General features: G+C 68.0%; 24 protein-coding genes and 3 pseudogenes. 18 read left to right on the forward strand and 9 right to left on the reverse strand.

Features of this window, described 5'->3' with window-relative positions; genetic code table 11:
- The first annotated feature begins 68 nt into the window (after positions 1 to 68).
- Genes C8N38_RS06525 through C8N38_RS06535 form a run of 3 tightly spaced genes read left to right on the forward strand, consistent with a single transcriptional unit; the run spans position 69 to position 2,921 of the window.
- Entirely contained in the window at positions 69 to 1,115 is a 1,047-nt protein-coding gene (locus tag C8N38_RS06525) for an ABC transporter substrate-binding protein (protein WP_108025111.1), read from the forward strand.
- A complete protein-coding gene (locus tag C8N38_RS06530) occupies positions 1,108 to 2,100 on the forward strand; it encodes a FecCD family ABC transporter permease (RefSeq protein WP_245895562.1) in 993 nt (330 codons plus the stop codon). Before C8N38_RS06525 ends, C8N38_RS06530 begins: the two co-directional genes overlap by 8 nt.
- Positions 2,088 to 2,921 (forward strand): ABC transporter ATP-binding protein, encoded by an 834-nt coding sequence (locus tag C8N38_RS06535; protein ID WP_108025115.1) that lies wholly within the window; start codon positions 2,088 to 2,090, stop codon positions 2,919 to 2,921. The genes C8N38_RS06530 and C8N38_RS06535 overlap by 13 nt, the downstream gene beginning before the upstream one ends.
- Here C8N38_RS06535 and C8N38_RS06540 read toward each other — a convergent pair.
- A complete protein-coding gene (locus C8N38_RS06540; protein WP_108025117.1) occupies positions 2,909 to 4,996 on the reverse strand; it encodes a TonB-dependent receptor plug domain-containing protein in 2,088 nt (695 codons plus the stop codon). The two genes, C8N38_RS06535 and C8N38_RS06540, sit on opposite strands and share 13 nt — an antisense overlap.
- A gap of 729 nt (positions 4,997 to 5,725) precedes the next feature.
- Between C8N38_RS06540 and C8N38_RS21815 the strand changes: the two genes are divergently transcribed.
- The 3 genes and pseudogenes from C8N38_RS21815 to C8N38_RS21825 form a co-directional block, all read left to right on the forward strand.
- Positions 5,726 to 6,016 (forward strand): recombinase family protein, encoded by a 291-nt coding sequence (locus tag C8N38_RS21815; RefSeq protein ID WP_245895564.1) that lies wholly within the window; start codon positions 5,726 to 5,728, stop codon positions 6,014 to 6,016.
- A gap of 9 nt (positions 6,017 to 6,025) precedes the next feature.
- Positions 6,026 to 7,567 carry a recombinase family protein gene (locus C8N38_RS21820; protein ID WP_245895566.1) on the forward strand — a complete coding sequence of 514 codons (1,542 nt, stop codon included), beginning with the start codon at positions 6,026 to 6,028 and terminating at the stop codon, positions 7,565 to 7,567.
- A gap of 551 nt (positions 7,568 to 8,118) precedes the next feature.
- Positions 8,119 to 8,220, forward strand: a pseudogene (locus C8N38_RS21825) (plasmid partitioning protein RepB C-terminal domain-containing protein); the annotation flags it as partial.
- Positions 8,221 to 8,238: 18 nt separating this feature from the next.
- Here C8N38_RS21825 and C8N38_RS21830 read toward each other — a convergent pair.
- Positions 8,239 to 8,337 (reverse strand): annotated as a pseudogene (locus tag C8N38_RS21830) (IS5/IS1182 family transposase); the annotation flags it as partial.
- An 18-nt stretch (positions 8,338 to 8,355) separates the two neighbouring features.
- Positions 8,356 to 8,970: a cupin domain-containing protein gene (locus tag C8N38_RS06565; RefSeq protein ID WP_108025119.1), complete on the reverse strand. Its 615-nt coding sequence runs from the start codon at positions 8,968 to 8,970 to the stop codon at positions 8,356 to 8,358.
- Positions 8,971 to 9,205: 235 nt separating this feature from the next.
- Here C8N38_RS06565 and C8N38_RS06570 point away from each other — a divergent pair, with 235 nt between their 5' ends.
- The 4 genes from C8N38_RS06570 (at position 9,206) to C8N38_RS06585 (ending at position 12,695) form a co-directional block, all read left to right on the forward strand.
- Positions 9,206 to 9,946: a substrate-binding periplasmic protein gene (locus C8N38_RS06570; protein ID WP_108025121.1), complete on the forward strand. Its 741-nt coding sequence runs from the start codon at positions 9,206 to 9,208 to the stop codon at positions 9,944 to 9,946.
- A gap of 94 nt (positions 9,947 to 10,040) precedes the next feature.
- A complete protein-coding gene (locus tag C8N38_RS06575; RefSeq protein WP_108025123.1) occupies positions 10,041 to 10,697 on the forward strand; it encodes an amino acid ABC transporter permease in 657 nt (218 codons plus the stop codon).
- Positions 10,694 to 11,425, forward strand: a complete 732-nt coding sequence (locus C8N38_RS06580; RefSeq protein WP_108025125.1) for an amino acid ABC transporter ATP-binding protein — start codon at positions 10,694 to 10,696, stop codon at positions 11,423 to 11,425. The genes C8N38_RS06575 and C8N38_RS06580 overlap by 4 nt, the downstream gene beginning before the upstream one ends.
- A 13-nt stretch (positions 11,426 to 11,438) precedes the next feature.
- The gene (locus C8N38_RS06585; protein WP_108025127.1) at positions 11,439 to 12,695 is read left to right on the forward strand and encodes an NAD(P)/FAD-dependent oxidoreductase; all 1,257 of its coding nucleotides are present in this window, start codon (positions 11,439 to 11,441) and stop codon (positions 12,693 to 12,695) included.
- A gap of 178 nt (positions 12,696 to 12,873) precedes the next feature.
- Here C8N38_RS06585 and C8N38_RS06590 read toward each other — a convergent pair whose 3' ends face one another.
- Genes C8N38_RS06590 through C8N38_RS21375 form a run of 3 tightly spaced genes read right to left on the reverse strand, consistent with a single transcriptional unit; the run spans position 12,874 to position 15,697 of the window.
- Entirely contained in the window at positions 12,874 to 14,103 is a 1,230-nt protein-coding gene (locus C8N38_RS06590; RefSeq protein ID WP_108025129.1) for an NAD-dependent epimerase/dehydratase family protein, read from the reverse strand.
- Positions 14,100 to 15,134 carry an ATP-grasp domain-containing protein gene (locus C8N38_RS21370; RefSeq protein ID WP_342750290.1) on the reverse strand — a complete coding sequence of 345 codons (1,035 nt, stop codon included), beginning with the start codon at positions 15,132 to 15,134 and terminating at the stop codon, positions 14,100 to 14,102. Before C8N38_RS21370 ends, C8N38_RS06590 begins: the two co-directional genes overlap by 4 nt.
- Positions 15,131 to 15,697 (reverse strand): nucleoside-diphosphate sugar epimerase/dehydratase, encoded by a 567-nt coding sequence (locus C8N38_RS21375; RefSeq protein ID WP_158272315.1) that lies wholly within the window; start codon positions 15,695 to 15,697, stop codon positions 15,131 to 15,133. The genes C8N38_RS21370 and C8N38_RS21375 overlap by 4 nt, the downstream gene beginning before the upstream one ends.
- Before the next feature lie 299 nt (positions 15,698 to 15,996).
- On the opposite strand from C8N38_RS21375, the gene C8N38_RS06600 reads away from it, so the two are divergent.
- From C8N38_RS06600 to C8N38_RS06615, 4 genes and pseudogenes are all read left to right on the forward strand, one after another.
- Positions 15,997 to 16,650: a cephalosporin hydroxylase family protein gene (locus tag C8N38_RS06600; protein ID WP_215731102.1), complete on the forward strand. Its 654-nt coding sequence runs from the start codon at positions 15,997 to 15,999 to the stop codon at positions 16,648 to 16,650.
- A gap of 2 nt (positions 16,651 to 16,652) precedes the next feature.
- Positions 16,653 to 17,339 (forward strand): formyltransferase family protein, encoded by a 687-nt coding sequence (locus tag C8N38_RS06605; protein ID WP_108025136.1) that lies wholly within the window; start codon positions 16,653 to 16,655, stop codon positions 17,337 to 17,339.
- A 112-nt stretch (positions 17,340 to 17,451) separates the two neighbouring features.
- Positions 17,452 to 18,729, forward strand: coding sequence for a glycosyltransferase family 2 protein (locus C8N38_RS06610; RefSeq protein ID WP_108025138.1), 1,278 nt, complete (start codon positions 17,452 to 17,454; stop codon positions 18,727 to 18,729).
- 200 nt (positions 18,730 to 18,929) lie between these two features.
- Positions 18,930 to 19,923: pseudogene (locus tag C8N38_RS06615) on the forward strand (integrase core domain-containing protein); the annotation flags it as partial.
- 130 nt (positions 19,924 to 20,053) lie between these two features.
- On the opposite strand, the gene C8N38_RS06620 reads toward C8N38_RS06615, so the two are convergent.
- The 3 genes from C8N38_RS06620 to sfsA form a co-directional block, all read right to left on the reverse strand.
- On the reverse strand, positions 20,054 to 21,586 hold the full coding sequence (locus tag C8N38_RS06620; protein ID WP_108025140.1) for an alpha/beta hydrolase family protein: 1,533 nt from the start codon (positions 21,584 to 21,586) through the stop codon (positions 20,054 to 20,056).
- Between the two features lie 81 nt (positions 21,587 to 21,667).
- Positions 21,668 to 22,546, reverse strand: a complete 879-nt coding sequence (map, locus tag C8N38_RS06625; RefSeq protein WP_215731103.1) for a type I methionyl aminopeptidase — start codon at positions 22,544 to 22,546, stop codon at positions 21,668 to 21,670.
- 67 nt (positions 22,547 to 22,613) lie between these two features.
- A complete protein-coding gene (gene sfsA / locus C8N38_RS06630) occupies positions 22,614 to 23,321 on the reverse strand; it encodes a DNA/RNA nuclease SfsA (protein ID WP_108025144.1) in 708 nt (235 codons plus the stop codon).
- 108 nt (positions 23,322 to 23,429) lie between these two features.
- On the opposite strand from sfsA, the gene C8N38_RS06635 reads away from it, so the two are divergent.
- The 4 genes from C8N38_RS06635 to C8N38_RS06650 are packed head-to-tail and all read left to right on the forward strand — an operon-like array spanning position 23,430 to position 26,454.
- Positions 23,430 to 24,161 (forward strand): competence/damage-inducible protein A, encoded by a 732-nt coding sequence (locus tag C8N38_RS06635; protein ID WP_108025145.1) that lies wholly within the window; start codon positions 23,430 to 23,432, stop codon positions 24,159 to 24,161.
- Positions 24,131 to 24,883: a GNAT family N-acetyltransferase gene (locus C8N38_RS06640; protein ID WP_245895568.1), complete on the forward strand. Its 753-nt coding sequence runs from the start codon at positions 24,131 to 24,133 to the stop codon at positions 24,881 to 24,883. Before C8N38_RS06635 ends, C8N38_RS06640 begins: the two co-directional genes overlap by 31 nt.
- Positions 24,884 to 24,886: 3 nt before the next feature.
- Positions 24,887 to 25,462, forward strand: coding sequence for a peroxidase-related enzyme (locus C8N38_RS06645; RefSeq protein ID WP_108025149.1), 576 nt, complete (start codon positions 24,887 to 24,889; stop codon positions 25,460 to 25,462).
- Complete coding sequence (locus C8N38_RS06650; protein ID WP_108025151.1) at positions 25,459 to 26,454, forward strand: OmpA family protein; 996 nt, start codon at positions 25,459 to 25,461, stop codon at positions 26,452 to 26,454. The genes C8N38_RS06645 and C8N38_RS06650 overlap by 4 nt, the downstream gene beginning before the upstream one ends.
- Positions 26,455 to 26,470: the final 16 nt, after the last annotated feature.

Genomic DNA, 26,470 nt, shown 5'->3' on the forward strand with positions numbered 1-26,470 from the left:
GTGCGCGGCCTCGACTGCATCGACGGCACGCCGCTGGTCGATCTCAAGCCCGAATTCGGACTGCTGCCATGAGGCGCCTTCGCCTGACCGCGCTGGTGGCCGGGGCGCTTGCCCTGGCGGCGGCGGCGGCGCTGGCCGCCGAAACGCACACGATCACCGACGCCACCGGCCGCCAGATCGAGGTGCCGAACGACCCCAGGCGGGTCTTCGCGGCGGGCCCGCCGGCGGCGACGCTGCTTTACACGCTGAAACCCGATGCCATGGTCGGCTGGCCGCGCGCGCCGGGCGCCGAGGACCTGCCTTTCCTGCGGCCCGAGACGCGCGATCTGCCCGCGCTTGGCCGGCTGACCGGCAAGGGCGACACGGTGAACCTTGAGGTGCTGCTGTCAGCTCGGCCCGACCTGATCGTCGATTACGGCACGGTGACCGCCACCTATCGCGACCTGGCCCGGAGGGTGCAGGCGCAGACCGGCACCCCCTATGCCCTGATCGACGGGTCGCTGCCGACGATCCCCGCCACCCTGCGCAGGCTTGGCGACCTGCTGGCCGAGCCCGAGCGGGGCGGGACCCTGGCCGCCTATGCCGAGGCGACCTTCGCCGAGATCGACGCGATCCTGGCCGCCGTCCCCGAGGACCGGCGCCCGAGCGTCTATCTGGCACGCGGCCCCGAGGGGATCGAGACAGCCGCGCGGGGCTCGATCAATGCCGAGATCATCGACCGGGTCGGCGGCCGGAACGTGGTCGGGGCCGGGCCGGACGGCCTCCTGACCGTATCGCCGGAACAGGTGCAGGCCTGGGCGCCCGAGGTGATCGTGACCATCGACGCGGATTTCGCGGCGCATGTCAGCGCGATGCCCGAATGGCAGGGCGTTCCGGCGGTGCGAGACGGGCAGGTCTATCTGGCGCCGTCCGCCCCTTTCGGCTTCATCGACAGCCCGCCTTCGGTCAACCGCCTGATCGGGCTGAAATGGCTGGCCGAGAAGCTGTATCCCGAAGAGGCCCGCATCGACATCGAGGCCGAGGTGACCCGGTTCTACACGCTTTTCTACGGCGTGACGCCCGACCGGGCGGCGCTGGACGGGCTTCTGGGTACCGCCGGGCATCCGGGTGAGTGAGCGCGCGGCACCGCCCTTGCTGGCGCTGGGTCTGGCCGGAGCGTTGGCGACAGGGGCGATGCTGGGACCCTACCCGCTGTCGCCCGTCGATGTGGCCGACACGCTGATCGGCCACCCGCCCGACCCGCAAGCCGCCATCGTGCTGTGGAACATCCGTCTGCCGAGGGTCGTGGCGGCGGCCCTGATCGGCGCCGCGCTGGCCGCGGCGGGTGCGGCCTATCAGACGGTCTTTCGCAACCCGCTGGTCGCGCCCGACATCCTGGGCGTGTCGCAGGGTGCCGGGTTCGGGGCGGTGCTGGGCATCCTGCTGGGCCTGCCGGTGCTGGCGATCCAGCTGATGGGGTTCGCCTTCGGGATCGGCACCATCGCTCTGGTCATGGCCATCGCGCTGGCGCTGCGCGGCATGGGGCAGGTGCTGGTCGTCGTGCTGTGCGGCATGGCGGTCGCGGCCCTTGCCGGGGCGGGGATCTCGCTGGTCAAGCTGATGGCCGATCCAGACGACCAGTTGCCCGCGATCACCTTCTGGCTGATGGGCAGCCTTGCCGGGATCAAGCAGGCCGATGTCGCCGCCGCTCTGCCCGCGATTGTCGCGGGCCTTCTTCCGCTGATCGCGCTGCGTTGGCGGATCGGTCTGCTGGCGCTCGGCGATGACGAGGCGCGGACCCTGGGCGTCGAAGCCGGGCGGCTGCGGCTTCTGGTGATCCTGTCGGCCACGCTGGTGACCGCCGCGGCAGTATCGGTCGCGGGCGTGATCGGCTGGGTCGGGCTGATGGTGCCGCATATGGCGCGGCTGATCACCGGCCCGCGCTTCGACCGGCTGCTGCCGGTGGCGCTGGCGATGGGGGCCGCGCTGATGGTGCTGGTCGACGCGGCGGCCCGGTGCATCGCCCAGCAGGAGGTGCCGCTGGGCATCCTCACGGCGGTTCTCGGCGGCCCGGTTTTCCTGTGGCTGTTGGCACGGGGAGGACGGACATGGGCCGAGTGACGCCGCTGGTCGAGGCGCGCGGGCTGGCCGTGGGTCATGGCGGGCGGGCGCTGCTTGAGGAGGTGGGGCTTGGCCTTCACCGCGGGCGCATCCTTTGCCTTCTCGGTCCGAACGGGGTCGGCAAGACCACGCTTTTCCGCACGCTGCTGGGCCTGATGCCGCCGCTGGGCGGCGCGGTCTTTCTGGGCGGGCGCCCGCTTTCGGATCTCAGCCGGGCCGAGATCGCCCAGCGGCTGGCCTATGTGCCCCAGACCCTGACGACACCCTTTGCCTGGCGCGCCCTCGATCTGGTCCTGATGGGGGCGGCAGCGCGGCTTGGTCCCTTCGCCCGGCCGGGCGCGGCCGAGATCGCGCGCGCCGAGGCGGCGCTGGCCCTTCTGGGGATCGACGATCTCGGCCCGGTCGAGATCACGCGGCTGTCGGGCGGACAACGGCAGATGGTGCTGATCGCCCGCGCCATCGCCCAGGGCGCCGAGGCCGTCGCGATGGACGAACCCACCGCCAGCCTCGATTTCGCCAACCGCATCCGCGTGGGCAAGGCGATCCGGGGTCTGGCCGCGCGCGGGATCGGCGTGCTGCTTTGCACCCATGACCCCGATCAGGCCGCCGATCTGGGCGACGAGGCGGTTCTGATCGAACCCGGCGGTGTTCTGGCGGCGGGCCCCGCCGCCGAAGTCATGACCGCCGCGCGGATGACCCGTCTTTACGACATCCCGGTCCGGCGCGACTCCCTGCCCGGAGGACGGCTGCATTTCTCCGGCCCCTCCGGCCGAGGAGACGAAGGCCCCGTTGCCGGGACCTCTGCCGGTCAGAACGTGTAGGCGGTGGTCAGGTAGAACGTCCGGCCCGCCTCGGGAAAGCCCTCGACCAGCTCGTAATTCTTGTCGAGGGCGTTCCGGACCCCGAAAACGATGCTGGCCCGGTCGCTGGCCTTCCATTCCATGTCGAGGTTCAGCAGACCGAACCCGGCATTCCGGGTATAGGACACGTCGGTCGGATCGGCCGGCTGGATCGCGCTGTCGGACAGCCGCGAACTGGACAGTTCCAGCGACGGCGCGATCGAGAAGCTGTCGGTCGCCTGCCAGTCGAGCCGCAGATAGGCGCTGTGGCGCGGCGTGTCCGTGGCCTTCAGGCCGGGGCGGACCGGATCGGTGATGTCGCGGTCGAGATAGGTGTAGTTGGCCGACAGGGCCAGGCTGTCGGTCAGGTCGGTGCGGGCGCCGATCTCAAAGCCCGCATAGGTCCCGTCGCCGACATTCTGGTTCTGCGACAGGCCGACCCCGACGTTCAGCGACTGGATCGTGTCGTCGATCTCGCTGTAGAACAGAGCCGTCTCGACCGCGACCGGCCCCAGATCGCCGCGATAGCCGACCTCGGCGGTCAGGGCGCGCTCGGCATCGAGATCGGGGTTCGGCACGGCGGTTCCGAAGCGGGAGCTGTAGCGCTCGAAGAGGGTCGGAAAGCGGGTCCGCGACGACAGGCTGGCATGGTATTCGCCGCCCGCCGTAGGCGACCAGATCGCCGCCAGCTGCCAGTTCACGGCGTTAGACGACCCGACCGGTTCGCCGTAATCGGTGCTGGTGCGGCTTGCCGACAGGACCTCGGCCCGGTCGAAGCTGAGCCCGCCCACGAGGCTCAGGTCGTCGCGCAGCTGAAAGCGGTCCTCAAGGGCGAAGGACAGGGTCCGTTCCCGGCTGGTCTCGGTCGGGTCGGGGATACTGTTGATATCGGGGCGCGACAGCTGGATGTCGCGGTGCCGGTCATAACGGTAGTGGAACGCCGATGTCAGCGTGTTCCGCTCGCCGATATCCGAGCCAAGCTCGAGGGTCCCGCCCCAGGCCGTGTCGTCATAGGTGCTGTCGAAGGCCCGCCCGACGGTCTGGCTGCTATGGGTGTAATCGTCATAGGCCGAGAGCACGTTGTCGAACTGGTGGTGGAAGAGCTTGGTCTTCAGCCAGGCGCCGCCCCCCAGATCGGTGGTCGAATAGAAGGTCAGCCCTTCGAGATCCCATTCCGGCCATTCCCAGTCGCGCTGATAGCTGGCGCCGACCGGCAGCGGCGCGGGCGTGATGCCCCGCACCGGCTGATCGACATTGTAGGGGGCGTTCTTCGAGCCCTCCTGCCGGGTATAGCTCAGCACGTATTCGTCGGTCGAATTGGGGGTATAGCCGAATTTCAGGTTCAGGCGGCTGTCTTCGCTGTCGGAATAGTCGCGATGTCCCGCCCCCTGAACGTCCGTCGGCGTGTAGTCGCGCGACAGGTAGTATCCGTCGTTGTCGCGCGTGAGGTAGCTGCCCTGCACGAAGAACCGGTCCATCCGGCTGCCCAGCGACAAATAGCCGGTGCGGGTCGTCACGTCGCCGCGGTTGCCGGCTTCCAGCCCGACCCGTGCCTCGCCTTCGAAGACTTCGGTCGGTTGCCGCGTGACCAGGTTGATCGCGCCGCCCATGCCACCCGGACCGTTCAGCACCGAGACATAGCCCTTCTGGATCTGGGTTTCCGCAAGATCCGGGGTCAGGAAGCGCCCGAAGTCGAGCCGGTTGTCCGCAGGCAGGTAGACACGGATCCCGTCGACGTAAAGCGGCACCTGAAAGCGGTCGAAGCCGCGCACGAAGATCAGCCGCTCGTTGCGCGACCCGCCGGTATTGCCGACCGAGACGCCGGGCAGCGTGCGCAGGGCGTCATCCAGCGTGGCGCGGTTGGTGCGCTTGATCTCTTCGGCGCCGACCGTGCTGCTGGTGCCGCCCTGCGTCGCCTCGTCGGACGACCGGACGACGATCTCGCCAAGCGCGAAGACCTCGTCCGGCTTGTCCGAGGACTGCTGGGCAAGGGCAGGAAGGCCGAGGCCGCACGATACCAGACAGCCGGTTCGCACCAGCCGTAGAAGCAATGACATGTCTGTCCCCCAAGTCTTGCAGACGCCGCCGCATGGCGGCGCTGCCGATTCGTTATATTGCCAAACTATATAGCGCTAACGATTGTGACAGTCCTGTGCCGCGCACAGGAGAACGAAGCGGGTCCGATGCCCGCCGCCAGAGCAGATGCGTCCTGCAGTGCCCAACCGCAGGGCGCCTTGATGACGGCGGCCCCGGTGGAACGCCAGGCGAGACCTCGGGGCTCGGCCATGGTCCGGTTCCTTGGACCCCGGGCCGCCCGCGCCTGAGGGTCCGCCACCGCGTCTTTGCAATCGTTTCGCGCATCTCGGGATCCGCATCGTCACAGCGACCGGCCCCTATCAGGACCATGCGGAACACCCTGTCCGAATGCCTGGCCAACCGGATCAGATGCTCTCCGCTGGGCCCGCGCTCTTCGGCGAACCAGTATTCCACGGTCCGCTCGCTTGCCCCGGTCCAGCGCATCGCCGTCTTGATCGCGCGATGGGTCGAGCCAAGCTCAAGCCGCAACGCCATGGCCAGCGTCCCGCGATAGCCGACCGTTTCCGGGCGAAGCTGCACAATTGTGCCCTTCTCCGGCACAACTGTGCCCATCTCGATCCGCATCTCTGCATCCTCCTCCGATAAGACTTCGCGAAGGACATGAGAAACGGCCGTTCGGATTGGCGCCCATTCCTCGGAAAAGGGCCAGTCGCCGGGATCGGCCCGAATGATCGCATCGGGAGGCGGTCGTGGCCCGGGCAAGTCGACCCAGTTCCGAGAGGACCGACCGCCTGCTGGCTGCGGACTACGTCCGGATGTCGACCGAGCATCAGCAATACTCCACCCGGAACCAGGCGCAGACCATCCGCGACTACGCCAAGCGGCGCGGCATCAGGATTGTCAGAACCTATTCGGACGGCGCGAAAAGCGGGCTGGTCATCGGCGGCAGGATGGCCCTGCAGCAGATGATCGCCGACGTCGAATCCGGCGCGGCCGAATTCAGCGTGATCCTTGTCTATGACGTCACCCGCTGGGGGTGATTCCAGGACATGGATGAATCGGCCTATGACGAATACCGCTGCCGGAAGGTCGGCATGCAGGTCGCCTATTTCGCCGAGCTGTTTGAAAACGACGGATCGCCGACCTCGACCATCGTGAAAAGCGTCAAGCGGGCCATGGCCGGCGAATACAGCCGCGAGCTGTCGGTCAAGGTCTTCGCGGGCCAATGCTGCCTGATCGAGCCGGGATACCGGCAGGGCGGCCCGGCGGGCGTCGGGTTGCGCCGCGCGCTGCTCAATGACCGTGGCGAGGTGAAGACCGAACTGAACCGCGGCAAGCACAAGAGCCTTCAGACCGATCGCGTCGTTCTGGTTCCGGGACCGGATGACGAGGTTCGGACGGTGCGCTGGATCTACGACCGCTTTCTCATGCAAGGCCGGACCGAGGACGAGATCGCGGCCGAGTTGAACGCGCGCGGCATCCTCACCGATCTGGGGCGGGCCTGGCCCCGCGCGACGGTCCGCCAGATCCTGACCAGTGAGAAATACATCGGCAACAACGTCTGCAATCGCCGATCCGTCAAGTTGAGGCGCAAGCGGGTCGCCAACGCCCCCGACATTTGGATCCGCGCGGACGGCGCCTTCGAGGCCATTGTCGACCCAAGGCGGTTCCGACAGGTGCAGGCCGTCGTCGCGGCGCGCAACCGCCGCTTTTCGGATGAAGAAATGCTGGAACGCCTGACCCGGCTGTTTCAACGCCATGGCGACATCTCGGGGCCGGTGATCGACGAGGCCGAAGGGATGCCGTCGAGCGGCGCCTATGCCCACCGCTTCGGCAGCCTGCTCAGGGCCTATTCCCTCGTCGGCGTCACCCCGGATCGCGACTATCGCTATATCGAAGCCAACCGCCTGTTGCGCCAGATGCACGGCGAAGCCGGGACCAAGGCGCAGATCGTTCCGATCGCTGCAATCACCTTGGAAAATCCTCGCGAGCGGTCGGAAAAGACGTTTCGCGCCCCGGTGGACAGTATTGGAAAGGTGGGGCGGAAAAAGCCGCTCACGGTGGCCCGGGACGATGCCGGGGCCGCAGATGGCTATCGCCTGGTCTGCGGGCAGGGTCGGATGGAAGCGTATATCGCGCTGGGCGAAACCCATATCCCGGCCATCGTCGTGGACGCGACCGAGGTCGAACGACTTCTACGCAGCGGGATCGAGAGCATTGCCCGCCGTCAGCAGCGATCGCTCGAGTTGCTGCAGGATATCGCCATTCTCAGGAACCGCGGATATTCGGACCCGAAGATCGCCGAAAAGACCGGGCCGTCCCGGTCCTGCATCCATGAAATCGGCGAGCTCATCGCCAACGGCGAGGAGCGGTTGCTGATCGCGGTCGAAACCGGCCGGATGCCCCTGAGCGTCGCGCTTTATATCGCCCGGGCGGAAGAGAAGGATGTGCAGAAGGCGCTGGAGGCAGCCTATGCCTCGGGTGAATTGCGGGGCAAGAAGCTGCTGGAAGCACGGCGGCTGGTGGAACTGCGCCACCGGCATGGCAAGAAAAAAGTGTTGCACCCACAAAGCGATCTGCGGTGCGGATGACATCGGCGGCGCTGGTCCGGGCCTATCGGATCCAGGCAGAACGCCAGCAGGACATGATCCGCAGGGCCCAGTCCACGCGTGATCACCGGCCGTTCCTCGACGCGGCGTTTCAGTCCCAGCTCGGGGACGGGAACTTTGTGACCCTCCTTCGGGCCGAGAGACTGGCTTCCCTGCCAAGCAAGGTGGTCGACGGCCTCAAGGAACATCGGGCCAAAACGCCCCCGCCCAAGGGACCGGGCTTCGAGCCGACCCCGCGTCAGATCCCGATCACCGGCATCCTGCCGCTGACGCAACTGCCGAGCACGGTTCCAAAGGGTCGGCAATATGCACAGATCGCCGCATCCATCCGCGAGGCCGGCCTGATCGAACTGCTCGTGGTCGCGCGCGCACGGCAGCAGGATGGCACCTTCAACCTGCTCGACGGCCCTGTCCGGCTCCATGTCCTGAAGGAGATAGGCCCCGACGCCGTCACCAGCCTGGTCGCCACCGACGACGCGTCCTTCACCTGCAACAAACGCATCGGTCGCCTTGCCACGATCCAGGAGCACAAGATGATCCTGCGCGCCATCGGGCATGGCGCGCCCGAGGCCCGTATCATCGCGGCCCTGAATGTGGATGTGGCACTGATCCGGCGAAAGCGGACGCTGCTGAACGGTATCTGCCCCGAGGCGATCGGCATCATGGCCGCGGTCTCCGAGCAGCCAGTCGACATCTGCCAGGCTGCACAAAGATGCATGTGCGCCGATGCGATCGCCGACCCGACCCGGAGTGGACGCCGGGAAGCAGTGCTACCAGACAGGCGGCGTGGTGATCCAGAGCACCCGCGTCGGTCCGTCAGACAGGTTGCGGAACTTGTGCGGCAGCGCGCTTTCGAAATGGAAGGAATCGCCTTCGTTCAGGTGGAAGGCATGGCCGTCGATCCAGATTTCCAGACGGCCCCCAAGAACAAGCCCGCATTCCTCGCCCGCATGACGATAGGCGTCTTCGCCCGACCCGCCACCCGGCTGAAGGACGATATCCATCACCTGAAGAGTGCCTGCATCATGTGCGGTCACAAAGGACTTCACCATGCCGCGGTCGCCGAAATCGATGCTCCGACGCCGGTCGGCGCGCACGATCATTCGGGCCTCGCGGTCCGAAAGGTGATCGTCCCAGACGAAAAGCGACAGGACGGGAATGTCCAGCACAGCGCAGATGGCCCGCAGGACCCGGATCGACGGCGAAGAGATGCCGCGTTCGATCTGGCTCATCAGGCCGACAGAGATGCCCGCGCCATCCGCGACCTGCTTTAGGGACATGTCGCGGCCCTGACGGGCGCGCCGCACCGCCTGCCCCAGCGACAGGTCCGCTTCGACGGTCCCGGCGGGATCGGTGTCGGGCGAGTTGGGGTCGGTTTGGGTCATCGCTTCTTTTTCATGCAGGTGAAGCCATAGCTATGCATTCGATGCGGCATCCCGCAAGCAAAAAGGCCGACGCTGGCGTGGTCTTTTCGTCTGAGTGAAGGCCTCATGAATTTTCGCTTGCAAAGGGGCGTACGTTCACTAGCGTGAAAAAATAACAGATCGAGACGCGACGGAGATGCGGGGCAACCTGTCCGGATCTGCTGCGCATCGGCGCCCATCAACAGGAGACCTGTTCATGAAACTGAAAATCCCGATGCTCGCCGCCGCGGCTGCGATGGTCGCATCCCTCGCGCAGGCGGCCGACAGCCTGAAAGTCGGCGTGACCACGACAGGCATTCCGTTCACCTTCGTCGACACGGCGACGCAACAGCCGACCGGGGCGATGGTCGATCTGGCCCAAGCCATCGCCGAAGAGATGAACACCGGCGCGAGCTTCGAGATCACCCAGTTCTCGGCCCTGATCCCGGCCCTGACCACCGGCAAGATCGACGTGATCTCGGCCGGCATGTATGCCACCGACAAGCGCCGCGAAGTCGTCGATTTCTCGACCCCGGTCTACAGCTATGGCGACGCGCTGTTCGTGGCCGCGGGCGACGACACGGCCTACCAGCTTGACGATCTGAAGGGCGAGGTCATCGGCGCCCAGATCGGCACCACCTTCGCCGACAAGCTGCAGGCGCTGGGGATCTTCAAGGAGATCAAGCTTTACGACAGCCTCGTCGACATCATGCGCGACGTGAAGCTGGGCCGGATCAAGGCAGGGGTCGGCGACGAACCGATCATCGCCTACCAGGTCTCGCAGAACCCGGGTCTCGGCGTGCATCTGGTCGAGGGCTACACGCCGATGGGCAAGGGCGACGTGGCGCTGGCCGTCTCGAAGGACAACCCCGATCTGCTGAAGGCGGTCGACGCAGCCATCGCCGGGATGAAGGCCAGCGGCAAGCTGGACGAGATCTTCGCGAAATACGGCCTCTGACGGGCACGCAACCCGGCCCCGGGCGCGGGTCTGCGCCCCGGGGCCAGAGACCCGAAACCGCCCCCCCTGAATGGAAAGATGAACGGAAAGATGCATGGCGCCACTTCTTGACCGGGTGCAGGACTACCTGCCGCTTCTGACCCAGGGCCTCTGGCTGACCGTTGCGGTCACGATCCTGGCGCTGGTGCTGGCATCGGCGCTGGGGCTGGTCTGGGCGATTTTGCGGACCTCGGGCCGACGCTATCTGGCGGGACCCGCGCGCTTCGTGGTCGAGTTCCTGCGCGGCATCCCGATCCTTGTGATGCTGTTCTACATCTACTTCGTGCTGCCAGAGTTGGGGATCGACCTGACCGCCTTCCAGGCCGGGGTGATCGGTCTGGCGCTGATCTATTCCTGCTATATCGGCGAAACCTTCCGCGGCGGGATCGAGGCGGTGGACCGGGGCCAGACCGAGGCCGCGAAATCGATCGGCATGCGCCACGGCAAGATGATGCGCCGCGTGGTGCTGCCGCAGGCGATCCGGATCGCCTTGCCGCCCTATGGCAACAATATGGTGATGCTGCTGAAGGACAGCTCGCAGGTTTCGGTGATCTCGGTGGCCGAGCTGACCATGCAGGGCAAGATGCTGGCCTCGTCCACCTTCGACAACATGACCGTCTTCACCCTGGTTGCGGTTCTTTATCTCTGCCTGACGATCCCGCTGAACATGCTGATGCGGCAGGTCGAACGCCGGATGGGAGCGGCCCGATGATCCGTTTTACCGATGTGCACAAGTCCTTCGGCTCGCTCGAGGTGCTGAAGGGGATCGATGCCGAGGTGGCCAAGGGCGAAACCGTCTGCCTGATCGGGCCTTCGGGGTCCGGCAAGTCCACGCTTTTGCGCTGCGTGAACGGGCTCGAGGATTACCAGCAGGGGGAAATCGCCATCGAGGGCGCCCGGGTCGATGCCCACGCGCCGTCGATCCACCAGATCCGGACCCAGGTGGCGATGGTGTTTCAGCGCTTCAACCTGTTCCCGCACCGCACCGCGCTGGAAAACGTGATGGAGGGACCCCTGCATGTCCTTGGCGAACCGAAGGCCGAGGTCCGCGACCGGGCCGAGGATCACCTGAGGCGCGTCGGGCTGGCCGACAAGATGAACGCCCATCCCGCCGCGCTGTCGGGCGGCCAGCAACAGCGCGTGGCCATCGCCCGTGCCCTTGCGATGCGGCCGCGGGCGATCCTGATGGATGAGCCCACCTCGGCGCTCGATCCCGAAACGGTCGGCGACGTGCTGTCGGTGATGGCAGATCTTGCCCATGAGCACATGACGATGCTGGTCGTGACCCATGAGATCCAGTTCGCCCGCGAGGCCGCCGACCGGGTGCTGTTTCTCGATGGCGGGCGCATCGTCGAACAGGGCCCGGCCGCCGATGTGCTGACCTCTCCGCAACATCCGCGCACGCAGGATTTCCTGCGCCGCGTCACCCATCCGGTCTGATCCCGTGGACGACATGCCGCAATCGCTCTGGGTCGCGACGGCCCGCCCCGGCCCCGACCTGCCCGCGCTTGCCGAAAGCCGCCGGACCGACGTTCTGGTGATCGGCGGCGGGTTCACCGGGCTTTCGACCGCGCTGCATCTGACCGAGGCGGGCGTCGCCGTGACCCTGCTGGAGGCCGAGGTTCCCGGCCATGGCGGCTCGGGGCGCAATGGCGGGCAGGTCATTCCGGGCCTGAAGGACGATCCCGATGGTCTGGATGCGCTTTTCGGCCCGGCGGCGACCGCCTTCGCGGGCGGCACGGCCGATGTCCTTTTCGATCTGGTCGCGCGCCATGGCATCGACTGCGACGCAAGCCGCGACGGCTGGATCCAGGCCAGCCTCAAGGACAGTCACCTGCCCGCGCTGGAACGCCGGATGGCCCAATGGCAGGCGCGCGGCGCCCCGGTCGAGTGGCTGGACGCCGAGGCCATCGCAGAGGCCACCGGAACCCGTCGGTTCCGCGGCGGCTGGCGCGACCTGCGGGCGGGCCGGGTACACCCGCTGAACTATGTCCGGGGGCTAGCGGCGGCAGCCCGGCGAACCGGCGCAGATCTTTTCGCGCACAGCCGCGTCGTCGAGATCCGCCGCACCGGCACGGGCTGGCAGGCCCGCACGCAATCGGGGGCGACGGTCACGGCAGACCGTGTCATTCTGGTGACCAATGCCTATACCCCGCCGAACCTCTATCGGCGCATCGAGAGGACGCTGGTTGCGGCCAACAGCATCCAAATTGCAACCCGTCCGCTGCCGCCCGATCTGCTGGAACGTATCCTGCCCGGGCGCTCCGTCGTTTCCGAAAGCCGCCGCGTCGGCACCTATTTCCGCATCGGTCCCGGCAACCGCCTGATGATCGGCGGGCGCGGGCGCTTTTCGTATCGGGGGGCCCCGGCGGACTATGGCATCGTCGAACGGGAATTGCGGGCCTTCTTCCCCGAGGCCGCCCGGCTTGGGGTCGAGTATCGCTGGTCGGGTCGGGTCGGGATGACCGCCGACCACCGTGTTCGCCTGTTCGAGCCGGACACGGGCATGATCGTGGTGATGGGCTATAACGGACGGGGCGTGGCGCTTGGCACCGCGATGGGCAAGGCGCTGGCCGATCACCTTGCCAGAGGCACCCGATTGCCGCTTCCCTCCCGCAAGATCGACCCGCTTCCGTTTCACCGGTTTCACCGCAGCTACGGGACGGCCGCGATCGCCTGGTACCGCCTGCGCGACGCCGTGGAGCGCTGAAGCCGACCTCGCATGGGATTGGCCTTCATCAGCGATGCAAAGGCATGCGAGCGCTCGGCGATCATCGCGCCCAGTATGGGTCGCAGCGAGATCTTCCGCGCTGCGACAAAGACCTTTGCCAATCCGTGCATATCCAGAGCGCACATCCGTTCGATAACGCGCTCGGGTCCAGAAGACCTCAGTCTCGGGAATGTCCCGGTGCCCCCAGCGCGGCCAGCGTTTCGGCCAACCCGTCTGCCAGCGCGATCCGGGGGCGCCAGCCCAGGTCGTCGCGCGTGGCCGACCAGTCCAGCCGGACCCGGTCGGCCCGCCCCGCGACCGGCAACTCCGCCAGGTCCAGCCGCTGGTCGAGCCGCGTCGCGATCATCCCCGCGATTTCGGCCGGGGTCGCGATGTCGTCGGAGCCCAGGTGATAGACCGGCGCGGTGCCCGCTTCGGCGATCTCGACCAGCCCCCGCACCGCGTCGTCGACATGCAGCAGCTCGAGCTTCGCCGGCCCGTCCTCGAAACGATGCGTCGTGACCGGGCGTCCGGCGGCGATGCCCTCGGCGAAGCTCTGGATCAGGCGGGGCCGCAGGCCGCCCGGGCCATAGGTCTGGGCCAGACGCACCACGCAAGCCTCCAGCCCCGAAGCCTCGACCGTCAGTTTCAACAGGCCTTCCTGCAAGGCCTTGATCTGGCCCGCGACCCCCCGGGGACATGGCGGGGCCGAGGACGGAACGGGGCCGGTCGTGGTCCCGCCCGCGAAGACCGCCGCGCAAGAGACGAGGACTAGGCGCACCCCGAGCGAAGCGGCCGCGTCCATCAGGTTCTTCTGCATGGTCAGCGCCTCACCGAGGGCCGCGTTGTTGGTGTAGATACGCGGATGCGCCAGGTGGATCACGCGGCCCGCACGGGCCTCGCCCAACCGGGCGGCGATCTGTGCGGGTGCCGCCATCAGATCGAGCGTCTCGCGCCCGCCACCCCCTGTCACCCGGTTGGGGAAGGCGGTGCAGAGGTGGCGCCCGATGAAGCCTGTCGCCCCGGTCACCAGCGTGCGCCCGCCCTGCCGCCTGCGGGCCGCGCCCAGCGCCGCGCGCACCGTGTCCAGCATGTCGAGCTTGATCTCGCGTTCGCCCGTGGCCTCGATCACGCGGGCCACCGCCGCATCGAAGGGCAGGCCCTGCCAGCGCGCAAGCACCCCGGCGGCCACCGCATTGCTGCGCGACACGCCGAAATCGCAGACCAGAAGCAGCGTCTCGCCCCGCTCGAGCGCGGCGACGCCATCCGCGACATGCCGGGCGACGGCATCGGTGGCGTTGCCCGCGGCATCGACGAGGTGGCGCAGGTCGATCCGCGTGGCGCCCTCCAGATGCGCCTCGCGGGCGGGCCCCGTGGCCAGTCGGCCGGGCACGATCCAGCGGATCATGTCCGCTTCTCGTCCGGGGTGACGGTTTCGGTCAGGCTGCGCAGGTACCAGCCCGGGCGCAGCCCCAGCGGCGCGGCGGGCGGCCGTCCGGTCAGGCGGCGCAGGAAATGGTCGACCTCGTTGAAGCCCGCGAGCGTGCGCAGATAGGTGCTGGCCGAGAAGCGCGGGTTGATCTCGAAGGGCACGAACCGGCCGTCCGGATCGACGCGGCCCTGCACGTTCAGCGGCCCCCGGCTGCCCAGCGTCTCCGCGATGTCGCGCGCGGCCGCGCAGACCTCGGGGAAGGGCTCGATGCGGCCCTGGGTGTAGCCGCTGGAAATCAGGAAATCCGGCCCCCGCGCCAGCACCGACAGCTTGGAGGTAAAGGCCCGCCGCAGCGCGATCACGCCCACAACGCTGCCGTCCGGGTCAGACAGCACGCCCACCGTGAACTCGCCGCCCTCGACCGGCACATAGGCCTGGGCGACCGGCGCGATCCCGTTGCGCAACAGGTAGGCGCAGTACAGCTCGGCCTCGCCAGGGTCGCGCGCGAAGAACACGAAGGCGCTGCCGCCCGAGGCGCTGGAGGGCTTGATCACGCAGGGCGTCGGGAACCCGGCGATGTCGCCCGGCGCGGCGATGCCGCGGGTCATCGGGATCGGCACGCCGGCTGCGCCCAGAATCTCGAAACAGCGGGTGTTTTCGGTGGCGACGGCCACGACCTCGGGCGCGTTCTGCGCGATCCGGATGCCGGCCTCGGCAAACCGCGCCGCGGCGGGCGCCAGAAGCGCGGCCGGCTGGTCGCCGCCCGGGATCAGCACCTCGACCCCCGCCGCCCGGCACAGCCGCAGCACGCTGGCCACGTAATCGTCGCGCTCGGCCAGGAAGGTCTCGGCGAAATGCGCGTCGAAATGGCCATAGGCCAGCGGCGAGATATCGCAGCCCAGCACATGATAGCCGCCCGCCGCGGCCAGCGCCTTGGCGATCTCGGTGCCAAGCGAGGCGCCAGCCATCCCCGCGATCATCACGGTGATGGGCGCGTCCCGGCTCATAGGTAGAAGAAGGAGCGCGGCCGGTCGTGCAGCGCCGCGACCCCCGCGATGATGCCGCGCGCGTCCTGCGGGTTGAGCCCGACATAGACCGCCCCGGCCGCCTCGGGCACTCGATTGGGCGCAAGGATCGGAATCCCCATCAGTTCGCGCCCCTGCCGGAACGGGTTGGCGTCGAGGAAGGCCAGCACCCGCCCGCGATCCTTCAGCGTCGAGGCGATGAACATGCCGTAGACGCCGCTGCCATAGATCACGCAACGCGTGTCGGGATGCCCGGCCTCGAACGCCTCGATCCGCGTGGCGATGTCCTGCCACTGCCGGGCGATGGCGCGGGCCTTGTCCATGGTCTCGGCCAGATCGGCGGCCGAGGGGGCGGGGCGCGCGGGCAGCGCGGCCGGGTCGTGCACGGCTTTCACGATGAAGGCCGCACGGTGGGTCTCGGCGTCGATGCGGATGTCGGAATAGCCGGCATCGGCGAACAGCCTCTCCAACGACAGCCGCGAGAAATGCTGCACGTGGTCGATAACCACCAGGTCGCTGATGTTGCGGTACATGCTCGGGATCACGACATGCACCCGGCCGCCGGGACGCAGGACGCACGCTTGGGAAAGTGCAGCCTAGCCCGGAGTCGAGCGAGGACTCCGAAAGCACTGCGGCCCAAGGTGCTGGCGGGTCTCTCCACGTAAAAAATCGGCCGTCGTACGGCTTTCTTCGCGGCGGCAAGGCGTGTAAGAGCCGGGTTGGTTGATGTATCGGAAAGCTGAACATGTCACAACGGGACGATCGCGCGGAATTCGAAGAAATGAAGCGGCGGCAGTCGTTGGCCCTCGGCGGAGACGAGGCGCTTCATGGCAGGTCGTCCGCCATGTTCGAGGCCCTGAACGAGTACGATTTCAGCTATCTCTGGAGCTGGATGGGCGCCCCGATCATTCAGACGCCAACGGACATCATGGCGACGCAAGAGGTGATCTGGTCCTCGAAACCGGATGTCATCATCGAAACCGGGGTCGCACGAGGCGGATCGGTTCTGTTCATGGCGTCGCTGCTGGACCTGATGGGCGGCGGCAAGGTGATCGGGGTCGATATAGATATCCGCGCGCATAACCGTGATACGATCGAGACCCATCCGATGTCGAAACGCGTGACCCTGATCGAGGGCAGCTCCGTCGAGGCCGAGACCGTTGCCCGTGTCCGCGCCGAGATCCCCGATGGGGCCAGGGTCATGGTCGTTCTCGACAGCGATCACAGCCGCGAGCATGTGCTGGCCGAATGTCGCGCCTATGGCCCGCTGGTTACGGAGGGATGTTACCTTGTCGTCGCGGATACGATCGTCGCGCACCTGCCGGAGGCGTCGAAAGCGCGCAACAGATCCCGTCGGCTCGAGCCCGGCAATGATCCGGCCGCGGCGGCCCTGGCCTATATGGCCGAAAACCCCGATTTCGAAGTCGACCCGGTCCTGAACGGCAAGCTGATCCTGTCGTCCTCGCCCCGCGGCTATCTGCGGCGGAAGGGTGCCTGACCATGCGTCGGGCGGACAGCGTTGCGTTCTTCGGGCTACGTGACGACGCCTATTCCGAGATCGCCCTGACGCATCTGGAAACCCTGTTCGAGACCGTCATTCCGGTGCTGTCAACCAACGAGGTTCCCCCGACCTCGCCCGACCCCGGCGTTCTCGAAACGGACTGGTTATTCTGCTTCAAATCCAAGACGATCTTCCGCGCCGCGACGCTCGAGGGGCTTGGAAAGGCTGCCATAAACTTTCACACTTCCTCGCCCGCCTATCCGGGCTCGGGCGGCGTGAACTGGGTCCTTTATAATGGCGACGAAAGCTCGGCGATCACGGTCCATCTGATGACTGCGGATGTCGATGCGGGTCCCATTCTTGACGTTTCGGATTTCTGCTGCCGCGACGCCCGGACCGTCGCGGATCTCCTGAAACTGACCTATCGCCATCATCTCCTGACCTTCCTCCGGGTGACTGCGGCGATTGCCCGAGACGGCATGGATTGGGTCGATCGCGCGCGTCTTGAAAACACGGCGCAGCACTGGGCACCCAAAACCTATCGCCTGCGCGACCTTGAGGACCTCAAGCGGCTGGATCCGGAGATGACGGAAGAGGAAATCGCGCGTCGCATACGAGCCACCAGCTTCGGCCGTTACGGACCGTTCATCGAATTGCACGGCAAACGTTTCACCCTTTCGGAGTGACGACAGGCCGATTAGCCCCCTTCACGAACTTGCCTCTTCGAAGCCCTGAGACTACGACAGGTGCCAGTTTTCCGCCGCCACGGCGGCGTGATCCTCTGCCTGGGAGCACTGCATGATCCCCGAGCCTCGCCCTGTCATCAGTCTCGTGATTCCGACGCGGGAGCGTGCACACTACCTCGATGCCGCCATCCGCTCGGCGCTCGTTGCGGCCGATGCGGCCGATGCGCCGGTCGAGATCGTCGTCTCCGACAATGCCAGCACCGATGACACGCCCGCGGTGATCGCAGGCTTCGACGATCCGCGCATCGTCGCCGTGCGCACCGACCGGCGGCTGTCGATGCGCGAGAATTTCCAGTTCGCGCTGTCGAACACCACCGGGGACCATGTGCTGTTCATCGGCGATGACGACGCCGTGTTGCCCAACGGCCTGCGGCTGCTGGCCGCTCTGATCGCGCGCCACGACCCCGATATCGTGAAATGGCGGGTGATGACCTATCTTTGGCCCGATCCGCGGACGGGGGCGGCGGGGACGCTTCGGGTGCGGCCGCAGGCGCTGGACGGTCGGCTGAAGCGCCTCGATCCCGCTGCGGTCCTGGACGGCTTTGCCCGAGCGCAGTTTCGCAGCTACCATGACGGTGGGATGATCTATCACGGCTGCCTGTCGCGGCGCCTGATCGCGCGGGCCGAAGCCGGATCGGGCGGCCCGTTCTTCCGCGGGTCCTCGCCCGACGTGTTCACCTCGCTGCAGGCGCTGATGGTGACGGACCGGCCGATCCTGCGGATCAGCCTTCCGCTCACGCTCGGCGGTTCCTCACCGCGCTCGAATGGAGCTGCGGGCCAGAAACTCGCGATCTCGGGCGCTTCGGGCGAAGGCACCGAATTTGCCAAGTTCATCGCCGAGACTGGCAGCGACCCCTATCAATGCCGGCTGCCGGTGAGTTGCCCGTCTCTCAGCATGATCACGCTCGACTGCCTGCAATGCGCGGCAGAGCTTCAGGCGTATCCGCTAACCATCGACGCTGCCGCCTGGTCGGCGCGCATCGCCGCCGATATCGGCCGTTTCGCGGAACCGACGCGCAGCGCGTGCGAGGCGCTGGCCCGCGTGCTGCTGGGCCCGGACTTCCGTCTGGAGGGTCCCGCGCCCGAAAGCGCCCCCGCTGCCGCCGCCGCCATGCCCGCGCCCGCACCACCCGACGGCCCGACGCTCCGCCGGCTGTCGACCACCCTGCATTTCGAGGGCGGGCGGATGACGGCCGATGCTGCCGCGGCCGCCGACACGCTCGACCGGCTGGTGCGGTTCGACCGCGCCGATGCCCGCCCGCCCGGCGCCCTGGGCCGCGTGCGGAACGTGCTGGGCCAGCATGCCCGGGCACGGCAGATGCTGAGGTGAGTTTGACCTGTCAGGGGATTTCTCCTCCACCATCGAAGACAGTCCGGCCCGACTTGAGGGCCGACAATGACGCGAACGAGAGCAACGGACGAGCAGTCCACCGGCATCCTGGCCAGGCCTGAGGCGGACGCGACGCGCGCGACCCCGTGACGCACGGTCAAGCCTCAGGCAAACGGCCCGGGGAACCGTTTCCAGCACTCTACGGCATTTCGGACGGGACCTTCTGCAACTGGACGGCCCGGTTCGGCGGCATGACGGTGTCCGAGGCCAAGCGCCTGAAGACGCTCGATGACGAGAACGCCAAGCTGATGACGCCGCTGGCCGCGCAGATGCTGAGCCTGGCGGCGATGAAGGAACCGGTCTCAAAAAAAGTCGCGACGCCTGCCTTGAAGCGTGACGCGGTCGCGCACCTGAGGTTCCTGCTCGGGCTATCGGAACGGTGGGCGTGCCGGATTGCCGGGGCGGATCGCAAGATGGTCCGCTGCCGGGCGCAGCGTGCGCCGGATACGGTGCTGCGCGCCCGGTTGCGGGACTTGGCCAATGCGCGCCGGAGGTTTGGCGATCGGCGGCACTTCGTGCTGCTGTGCCGAGAGGGAGAGCCGTCCGGCATCAAACGGATCTGTCGGCTCTTCCGCGAGGAGGGGGTGCCGCTCCGCAAAGCGTAGGCTCGGCGCAAGGCCGTTGCGGGCGCGCGCCCCGATCCCGGTCGAGGCGCGCCCCAATGCGCGCTGGTCGCGCGGTTTCGTCCACGATCAGTTTACCAATGCCCAGCACTTCCGGGTGCTCAACGTGGTCGGCAACGTCACCCGCGAATGCCTTGGGTCGCCCCAGGACAGCTCGATCTCGGAGCGTCGTGTCGCGCGTGACCTCATCGCGCTGATCGAGCGCTGGGGAAAGCCGGGGATGATTGTCAGCGACAACGGCACGGACCTGATCTCGAACGCTATCCTGCGACGGTGTTCCGAGAAACGGATCGAATGGCATTCGCATCGCGCCAGGAAAGCCCATGCAGAAGGTGTCGCCGAAAGCGTCACCGGCCGGATGCGCGACGATCCGCTCAACGAGACCATGTGCCACGACCTGGCTCACGCGCGTGTCGTCATCGCCGCCGGGGCCACGGACTATGACACCGAGCGCCCGTATTCGGCTTTGGATGACCAGACACCGGCTGACGACGCACCGACACTGACCGCCGCAATCGCCAGGCGCTGCTGCGCGACATGAAAGGTCCGTGCCGGGTCGGGATGCGCCGCGTTCGACGAACTGTGTCTTCTTCTTGGTTCAAATACCCCCTGCCCGCTCTGCGTCCCGCGATGCGGCCCGATCAGACAGCCTGGAACATCGGGAAGGTCACGCCCAGCGCCCAGGCCAGAAAAAGGCCAAGCCCCAGCCCGACTCCCGCGGGCCGGTTGGTGGCGCGGCCGATCCAGCCGCCCATGGTGCCGAACAGCAGATAGAAGATCAGGATGATCGGCAGGATCAGCAGCAGGAAGAACAGCCGGTGGAAGTCGAGCGCGGTGGCGATCCCCAGCGAGGCCAGGAAGGCGCCGCGCGACACAAGGCTGCGCCAGACCGGCGCGCGGCCGCCCTCGACCATCAGCGCGTCCGACAGCATGTAGGGCACCGCCCCGACCGCCATCGCCGCGATGATCAGGCCCCGGATCGGGATCGGGTAAAACGAGGTCACGTAGCGGTCCATGGCGAAGCCGAAGACCCCGATCGTGTAAAGCGCCACCAGCGCGGCCAGCGCCAGGATCCGGCCGATCTCGCGCCAGCCCGCCCAGCGGACCTCGCCCCACCAGGCCAGCAGCGCCAGCACCATCGCGCCGTAAAGCGCGAAATGGACGGCGAGGTAGTCGGCCACCAGCACCGGCAGGAACTGGGTGCGGAAGGGCGCCAGGATCAGCGGCACCGCCACCGCCGGAAGCAACGCCACGATCAGGAAGCGGCGGCGCGGCAGCGGTGCGGGCCGGGGCGCTTCGGTCTGGCCGCGCATCCGCGCCAGCGGCCAGGCCAGCGCCACGATGCCAACGAGCAGCAGCGCGATCCAGCCGCCGATCTCGACAACCGGCCCGCCGCTTGTCCGCCCGAAGGTTGCGTCAAGCCAGGCCCGGGTTTCGCGAAGCGCGGTCGGCGACCAGATCACGCCGATATGCTCGACATCGGGCGCCAGCAGCGCGCGCCGCCCTGTGCCCGTCGCCGGATCGCCCACGGTATCGCCCAGCTGCGCCGACGGATCGGCCAGCTGCAGCGCCTCGAGCGGGTCCGTGGCCAGCCGGGTCTCCCATTCTCCGTTGATCATCAGCAGGTTCGGCGGCTCGGTCGCAGTGATCGAGTCGTTGGCCGCCGCGATGCCGATGGTGGCGGCGATCCGCGGGTCGTCGCGCGCCTCGCGGATCGCGATATAGCTGCCCATGGAATGGCCGAGGATCGCGACCCGCCCGTCCGCCCAGGGCTGGGCCAGCGCGGCATCGGTCACCCGCCGCGTCTCGGCCATCAGCAGAAGCGCCGTGCCTTCGGGACTGTCGAGATCGCCCGACATCGGCACCGGGTTGCGCCCGTGCCCTTCGTAATCGAACGCAACCGCCGCATAGCCCGCGCGCGCCAGCGTCAGCGACCAGGCCTGCATCAGCTGGCGCGATCCGGCAAAGCCGTGCGAGACGATCACCACCGGGGCGGGCGGCGCGTCCTTCAGCCGGTAGACCGTGGCGGGCGTCGCGCCGGTGCCGGGCACCGGGGCGATGACGATGCCGCGCCGCTCGGACTCGAGCTGCCAGACCGAGACCGCGATCGCCAGAAGCGCCGCGATGCCCACGATCCAGCGCATCGGCGTCAGACGTGCGAAGAGTTCGACCATGATACCGCCTCCATCGCCGCCCGAAGACGGCGGACTGCCCGGATTGTCGTTCGGAGCGCCGCGCCCCGGGAAGGGGGCGGCTCAGCTGTAGGTAGGGTGGAAAAGCCCGCCCGGCGAGAGCGTGAAGATCTCGCAGCCATCGGCGGTGACGCCGATCGAATGCTCGAACTGGGCCGACAGCGATTTGTCGCGGGTCACGGCAGTCCAGTCATCGGCCAGGATCTTGGTTTCGGGGCGACCCAGATTGACCATCGGTTCGATGGTGAAGAACATGCCCTCTTCCAGAACCGGGGTCGGGTCGCGGGTCGGGGTGCCCGAGATCGTGACCTTCTGGCCGTCTTCGTTCAGCCGGAACGGTGCGTAATGCAGCACGTTCGGCGGCGCGTGGAACACCCGCCCCAGCCCGTGGCCGCAGAAATCGCGCACCACGCTCATGCGGTGGGATTCCACATAGGTCTGGATGGCCGCGCCGATATCGCCGAAGGTGTTGCCGGGACGGACCGCCTCGATCCCCTTGAACAGCGAATCGTGGGTGACCTGGATCAGCCGCTCGGCCTTGCGCGAGAGCTTGCCCGCCACATACATCCGGCTGGTATCGCCGTACCAGCCATCGACAATCACCGTCACGTCGACATTGAGGATGTCGCCATCCTTCAGCACCTTGGGCCCCGGGATGCCGTGGCAGACCACGTGGTTCACCGAGATGCAGCTGGCGTGCTTGTAGCCCTTGTAGCCGATGGTGGCGGACACCGCCCCCTTGGCCTCGACCAGATCGGTGATGACGCGGTCGATCTCGGCCGTCGTCTGGCCCGGGAAGACCAGAGGCGCGATTTCGTCGAGGATCTCGGCCGCCACACGTCCCGCAGCATGCATGCCGGCGAAATCCTCGGGGTCGTAGATGCGAATGTTGTCCTTCGTCCGCCTGCCGCGGGTCTTCTCGTCCAATGCGCACTCCTTCATGGCTTGACCCAGAGATACGCCCCCCGGCAGGCAAAGACCAGAGGCGGAACGGTCGCGCCGGTCCGCCTCAGCCCAGATCGACCGGAAGCGCCTGCGCAAGCGTTACGCCCTCGGGGCCGATGCGGGTGGCGTGGCACAGGAAAACGACCCCCGCCGCGGCCGCCGCCCGGGCCGCTTCGGCATAGCCGGGGTCGAGATCGGCGGCGAGCCCGAAGCGCCCGCAATCGGTCCGCTGCACCAGAAACAGAACCGCCGCCCGGTGCCCGGCGGCCACCATTTCGGCCAGATCGCGCATGTGCCGGGCGCCGCGCGCCGTCACGCAATCGGGAAACTCGGCCCGGTCGCCCTCGCGACGCAGATGTACGTTCTTGACCTCGAGATAGGTGTCGGGCTGTCCGGCGCCGCTCAGCAGGAAATCGACCCGGCTGCGGGCGGCATAGCGCACCTCGGGGCGGACCCGGTCATGGCCCGCGAGCGCCGGAACCCGGCCCTCGGCCAGCGCCTCAGCCACCACCCGGTTGGCAAGGCCCGCATCGACCCCGGCCCAGTGCCCACCCGCAAGCTCGGCCAGCCGCCAGGCAAAGCCCAGCTTGCGGCGCGGATCGTCATTGGGCTCCAGCCAGACCCGCAGCCCGGGCTCGGTCAGACCCAGCATCGCGCCGGAATTCGGGCAATGCGCCGTCACCTCGGTCCCGTCCTCCAGCCGCACATCCGCGAGGAACCGCTTGTAGCGGCGGATCAGCCGCCCCGGCACGAGGGGTCTTTGAAAGCGCATGGCGGGCTCCTATACCCTAGGGCGAGAACCGGCAAGCCGGGCACGGACAGGGCAAGACGGGCTCCCCGCGACCGGGACCGGGCAGATCGGCCGGGCAAGGAGGCAGCCATGACCAACCCCACCGCGGCGATGCTGGTGATCGGCGACGAGATCCTGTCGGGCCGCACCCGCGACGCCAACATGCATTACCTTGCGGGCGAGGCGATCAAGCACGGCATCCGGATGGCCGAGGTCCGCATCGTCCCCGACCGTCAGGACCGGATCGTGGCCGCGCTGAACGCGCTTCGGACCGATTACGACATCGTCTTCACCTCGGGCGGGATCGGACCGACCCATGACGACATCACCGCCGATGCGGTGGCGGCGGCCTTCGGCGTCGGCATCGGCGTGCGCGAGGATGCCCGCGCCCTGCTGGCCGAATATTGCGCGCGGATGGGGCGAGATCTGAACGAGGCGCGGCTGCGCATGGCACGCATCCCCGACGGCGCCACGCTGATCGCAAACCCGATCTCGGCCGCGCCGGGCTTCGTGATCGGCAATGTCCATGTCATGGCCGGGGTGCCCAGCGTGTTCCAGGCGATGGTCGCGGGCGTGCTGCCGACGCTGGCGGGAGGCGATCCGCTGATGTCGCAGACGCTCTGCGTCGAGCGGCCCGAAGGCGATATCGCGGGCGAGCTGCGCGGGCTGGCCGCGCGGTTCGACGATCTGTCCATCGGGTCCTACCCGTTCAGCCGCGACGGGGTTTACGGCACCAACATCGTAATCCGCGGCTCGGACGGCGCGCGGATCGACGCGGCCATGGCCGAGCTGTGCGCCCTGTTCCCCGAGGCCATGGCGTGAACCTCGCGCGGCTTTTCGCAGGGCAGGAGGCAACCTGGCCGCCCGCCGCCCGCCACATCGCGGGCCCCTGGTCCCTGCGCGACGGTCAGGGCGGCGGCAAGCGCGTGTCGGCCGCGACGCTGGACGGCGCCTTCGACCCTGCGGCCGTCGCCGAGGCCGAGGCCGGGATGCGGGCGCTGGGCCAGGCCCCGCTGTTCATGGTGCGGCCCGACGAGACGGCGCTTGACGCGGACCTCGCGGCGCGCGGCTATGCCGTGGTCGATCCGGTGACGATCCTGTCGGGCGCGGTTGCCGATCTTGCCGCCGAACCGCCGCCGCCCGTGTCGGCCTTCACGCTCTGGGAGCCGCTCGCGATCATGGACGAGCTCTGGGCGGAAAACGGCATCGGCCCGGCCCGGCGCGCGGTGATGGCCCGGGTTCAGGGGCCGAAGACCGCCATTCTGGGACGGCGAAAGGACCGCGCCGCGGGCGTGGCCTTCGCCGCGCTCGACCGCGACATGGCCTTCGTGCATGCGGTCGCGGTCTCGCCCGAGCATCGTCGGCAGGGAACCGCCGTCAACATGATGCGGGCCGCCGCACAATGGGCCCAAGATCAGGGGGCCACATCGCTTAACGTGCTGGTTACAGACCACAATCACGCGGCCCGCGCTCTCTATGCTTCCCTGAACATGACGGATGTGGGACAGTATCACTATCGAACGATCGCGCCGCAAAAGGCCTGAGCAGTGACCCATGACGCGCCCCGTCCGACGGCACTCGACCTGCCGGCTGTGGACCCGTTGCCGGCCGAAACGCAGCGGTATTTCGACCTCTGCGCGGAGCGGCTTGGCCTCGTGCCGAACGTGCTGGCCGCCTATGCCTTCGACATCGGCAAGCTGAACGCCTTCACGGCGATGTATAACGACCTGATGCTGGGCGACAGCGGGCTGTCCAAGCTCGAGCGTGAAATGATCGCGGTCGTGGTCTCGTCGATCAACCGCTGCTGGTATTGTCAGGTGGCCCATGGCGCCGCCGTGCGCGAGCTGTCGGGCGATCCGCCACTGGGCGAGGCGCTGGTGATGAACTACCGCGTCGCGCCGCTGAGCCCGCGCCAGCGCGCCATGCTGGATTTCGCGGCCAAGCTGACCGAGGCCAGCCACCGGGTCGAAGAGCCCGACCGCCAGGCGTTGCGCGCGGCGGGCTTTTCCGACCGCGACATCTGGGACATCGCCGCCGTGGCCGGGTTCTTCAACATGACCAACCGGGTCGCCTCGGCCTCGGGGATGGAGCCGAACCCCGCCTATCACGGGGCACATCGATGACCCCGCCCGCCCCGCTGGCGCGGGTTCCGGCCCTGCTGCCGGTGCTGGCTCCGGCACTGGTTCTGGCGCTTTGGCCCGGGCGCGCGCCGGCAGAGGTGCCCGCGCTGCCCGAGACCGCGACCGTGGCCGCCGACGAGACCGAGGCCGAGTCGAGCCTGCGGCTGCCGACCGCCCCCTATGACGGCCAGACCGTGCCGACGCTGCGGGCCGAGGGTGCGATCCGTCGGCTGGTCTGGCAGGCCCCGCTGGACGGGCAAGGCACCTTGCAGGTGATCGACGGGCTGAAGGCCCAGCTGATCGCGGGCGGCTACCGGATCGCCTTCCAATGCGCGGCCGCGGGCTGTGGCGGGTTCGACTTCCGCTTTGCCACCGACACCCTGCCCGAACCGGCGATGCATGTCGATCTGGGCGATTTCCGTTATCTGCTGGCCGAGAAAGTACGCCCCGACGGCACCGACTATGTCAGCCTGATGGTCAGCCGCTCGGAAGAGCGCGCCTTCGTGCAGGTGACCCGCGTCGGCCGCCCCGAAGCCCCGGCGCCCGTCCAATCCACCAAGTCGCCCGACCCGGCGGCCCTGCCGCTGATCGACGCCCCAGCCGGACCGGCGACCGAGGGCACGCTGGCCGACCGGCTCGACCGCGACGGGCGCGCGGTGCTGGCCGGGGTCGATTTCGCCACCGGCGCCTCAAACCTCGACGGCGGCCCCTTCCCCGCGCTGGACACGCTTGCCGACTATCTGCGCGCCCATCCCGGGGCCCGGATCGTGCTGGTGGGCCATACCGACACCGAAGGCGGGCTGGCCGGGAATATCGCGCTGTCGAAGAAGCGCGCCGAAGCGGTGCGCAGCTATCTGGTGGCGACGCTGGGCGTTCCCGCCGACCGGGTGGCGGCCGAGGGCGTCGGCTTTCTTGCGCCGCTGGCCAGCAACGCGACCGACAGCGGCCGCAGGGAAAACCGCCGCGTCGAGGCGGTGCTCGACACGGCGCAATAGCCATTGGCACGGCGGG

This window comes from Rhodovulum kholense (genome assembly GCF_003053725.1).
Taxonomy (GTDB): domain Bacteria; phylum Pseudomonadota; class Alphaproteobacteria; order Rhodobacterales; family Rhodobacteraceae; genus Rhodovulum; species Rhodovulum kholense.

Excerpts from the sequence above, each read along its gene's own strand:
- C8N38_RS06570 (WP_108025121.1), top strand. The coding sequence starts at position 9,206 with ATGAAACTGAAAATCCCGATGCTCGCCGCCGCGGCTGCGATGGTCGCA.
- C8N38_RS21370 (WP_342750290.1), bottom strand. The coding sequence starts at position 15,134 with ATGAGCCGGGACGCGCCCATCACCGTGATGATCGCGGGGATGGCTGGC.
- C8N38_RS06590 (WP_108025129.1), bottom strand. The coding sequence starts at position 14,103 with ATGATCCGCTGGATCGTGCCCGGCCGACTGGCCACGGGGCCCGCCCGC.
- C8N38_RS06525 (WP_108025111.1), top strand. The coding sequence starts at position 69 with ATGAGGCGCCTTCGCCTGACCGCGCTGGTGGCCGGGGCGCTTGCCCTG.
- C8N38_RS06575 (WP_108025123.1), top strand. The coding sequence starts at position 10,041 with ATGGCGCCACTTCTTGACCGGGTGCAGGACTACCTGCCGCTTCTGACC.
- C8N38_RS06635 (WP_108025145.1), top strand. The coding sequence starts at position 23,430 with ATGACCAACCCCACCGCGGCGATGCTGGTGATCGGCGACGAGATCCTG.
- map (WP_215731103.1), bottom strand. The coding sequence starts at position 22,546 with ATGAAGGAGTGCGCATTGGACGAGAAGACCCGCGGCAGGCGGACGAAG.
- C8N38_RS06605 (WP_108025136.1), top strand. The coding sequence starts at position 16,653 with ATGCGTCGGGCGGACAGCGTTGCGTTCTTCGGGCTACGTGACGACGCC.
- C8N38_RS06535 (WP_108025115.1), top strand. The coding sequence starts at position 2,088 with ATGGGCCGAGTGACGCCGCTGGTCGAGGCGCGCGGGCTGGCCGTGGGT.
- C8N38_RS06600 (WP_215731102.1), top strand. The coding sequence starts at position 15,997 with ATGTTCGAGGCCCTGAACGAGTACGATTTCAGCTATCTCTGGAGCTGG.
- C8N38_RS06650 (WP_108025151.1), top strand. The coding sequence starts at position 25,459 with ATGACCCCGCCCGCCCCGCTGGCGCGGGTTCCGGCCCTGCTGCCGGTG.
- C8N38_RS06585 (WP_108025127.1), top strand. The coding sequence starts at position 11,439 with ATGCCGCAATCGCTCTGGGTCGCGACGGCCCGCCCCGGCCCCGACCTG.
- sfsA (WP_108025144.1), bottom strand. The coding sequence starts at position 23,321 with ATGCGCTTTCAAAGACCCCTCGTGCCGGGGCGGCTGATCCGCCGCTAC.
- C8N38_RS06540 (WP_108025117.1), bottom strand. The coding sequence starts at position 4,996 with ATGTCATTGCTTCTACGGCTGGTGCGAACCGGCTGTCTGGTATCGTGC.
- C8N38_RS06565 (WP_108025119.1), bottom strand. The coding sequence starts at position 8,970 with ATGACCCAAACCGACCCCAACTCGCCCGACACCGATCCCGCCGGGACC.
- C8N38_RS06610 (WP_108025138.1), top strand. The coding sequence starts at position 17,452 with ATGATCCCCGAGCCTCGCCCTGTCATCAGTCTCGTGATTCCGACGCGG.
- C8N38_RS06580 (WP_108025125.1), top strand. The coding sequence starts at position 10,694 with ATGATCCGTTTTACCGATGTGCACAAGTCCTTCGGCTCGCTCGAGGTG.
- C8N38_RS06620 (WP_108025140.1), bottom strand. The coding sequence starts at position 21,586 with ATGGTCGAACTCTTCGCACGTCTGACGCCGATGCGCTGGATCGTGGGC.
- C8N38_RS21820 (WP_245895566.1), top strand. The coding sequence starts at position 6,026 with ATGGATGAATCGGCCTATGACGAATACCGCTGCCGGAAGGTCGGCATG.